Annotated in this window: 3 protein-coding genes; 2 read left to right on the top strand and 1 reads right to left on the bottom strand. The window is 65.8% G+C overall.

The genetic code is table 11. From position 1 onward, the window contains the following. Window positions 1–117 precede the first annotated feature (117 nt). Together EOA33_RS32135 and EOA33_RS32130 are read left to right on the top strand one after the other, a co-directional pair. The gene (locus EOA33_RS32135; RefSeq protein WP_127407461.1) at window positions 118–1,038 is read left to right on the top strand and encodes a capsular polysaccharide synthesis protein; all 921 of its coding nucleotides are present in this window, start codon (window positions 118–120) and stop codon (window positions 1,036–1,038) included. A gap of 105 nt (window positions 1,039–1,143) precedes the next feature. Further along, window positions 1,144–1,851, top strand: a complete 708-nt coding sequence (locus EOA33_RS32130; RefSeq protein WP_126056887.1) for an SDR family NAD(P)-dependent oxidoreductase — start codon at window positions 1,144–1,146, stop codon at window positions 1,849–1,851. A 224-nt stretch (window positions 1,852–2,075) separates the two neighbouring features. On the opposite strand, the gene EOA33_RS32125 is transcribed toward EOA33_RS32130, so the two are convergent. Further along, on the bottom strand, window positions 2,076–2,483 hold a 408-nt coding region (locus EOA33_RS32125), incomplete at its 5' end, for a S1 RNA-binding domain-containing protein (protein WP_127407460.1).

Raw genomic sequence — 2,483 nt, 5'->3', positions numbered from 1 at the left:
GGCCTATGGCATCGCTGCCGAGCGGCTTGCCTGCGCCGACGGCCTGGCGGATGTGCTGAAGCGCGCCCGGGCGGCGGGCAAGCCGCGGGTCATCGAAATCACGGTGGATTGAGCACCGTGGCAACAGACGATGGCGCGGCGGGCTCGTTCTTCAGCGAAGCAGCGCCGTTCCGTGATCCGCTCAGGTTCCCTTATCTTGCGCCGCTGCGCCGGGCGGCGTCCTCGCCGATCTTGCCCTGGCCGCTGCGCAAACGCGCCGCCAAGCTGTGCATGACCTGGTCCCGCAAGAGGCTGCATCGGGTGCGGCACATCGCCGTCGATCATTCGCGGTGGTGCTCCGCCAGCACGCCTGGCGACCTTGGTCCGATCTGGCAATATTGGGCGCAAGGCGCCGACGCGGCGCCGCCGGTGGTCAGGGCGTGCCTGCGCTCAGTGGCCCGCCACAGGGGCGAACGCGAACTCATCGTCCTCGACGACAGGACCGTCGAGGATCATACCGACCTTCCCGGCCATGTCTGGGACAAGCGCCGGCGCGACTTCGTCCGGCTGGACCTGCTGGCCCGGCACGGCGGGACATGGCTCGATGCCACGATCCTGCTGCGGCAGCCCGTGCCGCCGGAGATCGAAGGCGAGGATTTCTACATTCTGCGCGAGACCGGTCGCCATCCCCGGCTCGTGGAAACCTGGTTCATTCATGCCCGCAAGGGCCACCCGCTGGTCGAGACCGTTCTTTGCGGCCTCGCCGACTACTGGAAGGCCCATGACGGGCTTCATGACTACTTCATGTTCCCCTACCATTTCGAGGCTGCGCTTCTCTTGCATCGGCGGCTTCGGCGCGAGTTCCTGGCCAGGCCGCAGGTCGGCGCCGACCGGCCGCACGAGCTGCAATGGCTGCTTTTCGAGCCGCTCGACGAGGCAGCGCATCGCGCGGTCCATGATCGTTTCTGGCTGCACAAGCTGACGCACAAGGCCGAGCGTCCGGCGACGGGCGATCGCCTGCTCTGGGATGCGATCCTCGACGGTTGGCCGGCGAACTGAAACGGTGAATTAGCGTCAACGAAATTTCAGTTGAGTGACGGCGCGAAAGGCGCGAGGTTCGGCGCCGGCGTGGCGCAAGCGTGAAATGGACTGGAGCAGTCGAATATGACGGAAACACTGGACGGCAGGCATATCGTGGTGACCGGCGGCACGGGGGCGCTGGGTGGCGCGGTTGTCGGCAAGCTCTTGGATCAGGGCGCGATCTGCCATGTCCCCAATGCCCATGCCGCGGCGCCTCCGCACTTTCCCTTTGCCGCCCATGACCGCGTCAGGCTGGCGCACAACGTCGACCTGTCGGATTCCGCCAAGGTCGAGGCCTTCTACCACCAGCTTCCCGACCTCTGGGGGTCGATCCACCTCGCCGGCGGCTTTGCCATGGCGCCGGTGGAGAAGATCGAATCGGCCTCCTTCGCCGAGATGATGGACACCAACGCCCGCACGACGTTTCTCTGTTGCCGTGCCGCGATCCGCTCGATGCTGACTTCGGGCACGGCGGGGCGCATCGTCAACGTCACGGCGCGCGCCGGGCTCGATCCAAGGCGCGGTTCTGGCATGGTCGCTTATGCCGCCAGCAAGGCGGCGGTCGCGGCGATGACGGTGGCGATGGCCGAGGAGCTGAAGCACAAGGGCATACTGGTCAACGCGGTGGCGCCCTCGACGCTCGACACGCCGGCCAACCGGACCGACATGCCGGACGCCGACTTCACCAAATGGGTGAGCCTCGAAGCCGCCGCCGAGGCTATCGCCTATCTCGCCTCGCCCGCCAATCTGGCGATGAGCGGCACGCTGGTGCCGCTCTACGGTCGGGCCTGATTTTCCGGAGCAATTCCAGGAAAAGTGTGAAACGGTCTTCCGTTCGCAATAGCCCAAAACAAAGCCGGAGCGGGTCGGCGTTTCCATGAAACGATGGACCGTTCTGGACATCCCGCCAAAGAAAAACCCCGCCGGATCGCTCCGGCGGGGTTTTCTTTGAGGTTGGGCGAAGAGGCTCAAGCAATTCCGGACGGAAAACCGCCGCGCGGTTTTCCTGGAATGCTCTAGTTGCCCTGCTTCTTCAGCGCCGCGCCCAGGATGTCGCCCAGCGAGGCGCCGGAGTCGGTCGAGCCGTACTGGGCGACCGCTTCCTTCTCCTCGGCGATTTCCAGCGCCTTGATCGAGACCTGCAGCTTGCGGGTCTTCTTGTCGAAGGCGATGACACGGGCGTCGACCTTCTGGCCGACGGTGAAGCGCTCGGGGCGCTGCTCGTCGCGGTCACGGCTGAGGTCGGAGCGCTTGATGAAGGTCTCGATGCCGCTGTCGACCAGCCGCACTTCCAGACCGCCGTCCTTGACGCCGATGACCTCGCAGGTGACGACGGCGTTCTTGCGCAGTTCGCCCGAAGTCGCCGCTTCACCGACCGTGTCACGCGCCAGCTGCTTGATGCCAAGCGAGATGCGCTCCTTCTC

Origin of the sequence: Mesorhizobium sp. M4A.F.Ca.ET.050.02.1.1, from assembly GCF_003997725.1 — a bacterium.
Lineage (GTDB): Bacteria > Pseudomonadota > Alphaproteobacteria > Rhizobiales > Rhizobiaceae > Mesorhizobium.
This window is presented reverse-complemented; position numbering and strand designations above follow the sequence as displayed.